Raw genomic sequence first — 2,177 nt, 5'->3', positions numbered from 1 at the left:
CGTTAGAACGCGCCGACTCGGCGAGGGAGTCAGTCGCGACCGAGCTGGTCCTCGAGGTGAAAGACCTCCTCGAGGCGGAGGAAGCCCTCGTCGGGCGCGACGCCGTCGAGGTCCTCGAAGAACTCCGCCATCTCCGCCTGCCACCGAGCATTGACCTCGGTGGCCGCCATTCCGGCCTGAGCAGCCTCGATGGAGGGCGTCTCGACGTAGCCGATGAGCAGGCCGTCGGGACGGAGGAACAGGGAGTAGTTGTGCCATCCGGTCTCCGAGAGCGCCCGGAGCATGTCGGGCCAGACCGCAGCATGGCGCCGCTTGTACTCCTCGATGCGCTCGGGCTTGACCTGCAACTGGAAGCAGACGCGCTCCATGACGACCTCCGATGAAACGATTTAGACATGGACGCTAATGAGCATGTCCGACATCGGTCAATCCGGGTAGCGTCCCTTCCTCGTCACAACGCCGTCCACGGCCTATGCTGCGATTTAACGTTTCAGGAAGGAGCCCAGGTGGCGATCACCCCAGCGGGTTCACCGCGCAGCGCCTCGGTCAAAGATGTCGCGGCCACCGCAGGCGTGTCCCTCGGCACGGTGTCCAACGTGCTCAACCGCCCCGAGCGCGTCAGCCGAACGACACGTGAACGGGTCGAGCGCGCGATGGCCGACCTCGGCTTCGTACGCAACGAGTCGGCGCGCTCGCTGCGCACCGGCAGCACCCAGTCGCTGGCCTACGTCATGCTCGACGCCGGCAACCCGTTCTTCACCGACGTGGCCCAGGGCATCGAGCTGGCCGCCGAGGCGGCCGGGCTCTCGCTGTTCCTGTGCAACAGCGACGGACGCTCGGCCCGCGAGGGCGCCCACCTGGCCCACCTGCAGCAGCAGCGCGTCCAGGGCATCCTGATCACCCCGGTCGACCCCGACGACCCGCAGCTCGACCAGCTGATCGAGCGGGGCACCCCGGTCGTCATCGTCGACCGCACCCGGGCGGGGTCGTCGTTCTGCTCCGTCGCCGTCGACGACGTCCTGGGCGGGCGGCTGGCCGTCGAGCACCTCATCGACGAAGGCCACAAGCGGGTGGCGTACGTCGGTGGGCCGGAGTCGATCGGACAGGTCCGCGACCGCGGCGAGGGCGCCCGGCAGGCCTGGGCCGAGGCCGGGCTACCGCCCGAGGACCTCGTCATGCTCTCCTGCGAGGCCCCGACCGTGGCCTGTGGTCGCGCCGCCGGCGAGCGGCTCGTCGGGCTGTCCGCCCGGCGCCGCCCGACCGCCGCGTTCTGCGCCAACGACCTGCTCGCGCTCGGGCTGCTCCAGCAGACGATCTCCAGCGGCCGAACCGTACCCGGCGATCTCGCGATCGTCGGCTACGACGACATCGAGTTCGCCGCCGCCGCGGCGGTGCCCCTCACCTCCGTACGCCAGCCCCGCCACGACCTCGGCCGACGCGCCGCCGAACTGCTCCTCGACGAGGTCGGCGACCCCACCCACCAGCACGAGCAGGTCGTCTTCACACCAGAGCTCATCGCCCGCGCCTCCACCCTCGGACGCCCCTGACCGCCGACTCGGCCCGTTCTGACCAAGACTCACGCCGAGTCGGCTCGTTCAAACGCGCCGACTCGGCGGTTCTGGGCGTACAAACGGGCCGACTCGGCAACGGGTGGGTACGTCTGACGAGACCCGGAGCGCGGCGTACGCATTCGGCGGATGCCTTAGGCTCCTGGAGCGGAAGCCGAAGGAGAATCAGTTGGCCGGAGAACGCGCAGCGACGCTGAGCGATGTCGCCCGCGAGGCAGGGGTCTCGCTGGCCACCGCGTCGCGCGCGCTGAACGGGAGCGACCGGGTGGTGCGCCCCGAGCTGCAGGAGAAGGTCCTGGCGGCGGCGAACAAGCTCGGCTACATGCCCAATGCCAACGCCCAGGCGATGGCGCGCGGCTCGACCGAGACGGTCGGGCTGCTGGTGAAGGACATCTCCGACCCCTACTTCTCCACCATCGCCGGCGGCCTGGCCGACGAGGCCGAGAAGCACGGCCTGCTGGTGATGCTGTGCAACACCGGCGGTCAGCCCGAGCGCGAGCAGAAGTTCCTGGCGGCGCTGCGGCGCCAGCGCAGCCGGGCGATCGTGCTGGCGGGAAGCGACACGGCCGACGTACGTCACACCAGCGAGGTCGCCGACCTGCTGACGTC

General features: G+C 70.0%; 3 protein-coding genes. 2 read left to right on the top strand and 1 reads right to left on the bottom strand.

What is annotated here, in order from left to right; translation table 11 throughout:
• Window positions 1-29 precede the first annotated feature (29 nt).
• Entirely contained in the window at window positions 30-368 is a 339-nt protein-coding gene (locus tag ACFU7D_RS29370; protein WP_378874003.1) for an L-rhamnose mutarotase, read from the bottom strand.
• Window positions 369-506: 138 nt separating this feature from the next.
• On the opposite strand from ACFU7D_RS29370, the gene ACFU7D_RS29365 reads away from it, so the two are divergent.
• On the top strand, window positions 507-1,547 hold the full coding sequence (locus tag ACFU7D_RS29365; RefSeq protein ID WP_378732915.1) for a LacI family DNA-binding transcriptional regulator: 1,041 nt from the start codon (window positions 507-509) through the stop codon (window positions 1,545-1,547).
• Between the two features lie 190 nt (window positions 1,548-1,737).
• Window positions 1,738-2,177, top strand: a 440-nt coding sequence (locus tag ACFU7D_RS29360) for a LacI family DNA-binding transcriptional regulator (protein WP_378874000.1), incomplete at its 3' end; no start/stop codon positions are given.

This window comes from Nocardioides sp. NPDC057577 (assembly GCF_042801335.1).
In the GTDB taxonomy this organism is placed as follows: Bacteria; Actinomycetota; Actinomycetes; order Propionibacteriales; family Nocardioidaceae; genus Nocardioides.
This window is presented reverse-complemented; position numbering and strand designations above follow the sequence as displayed.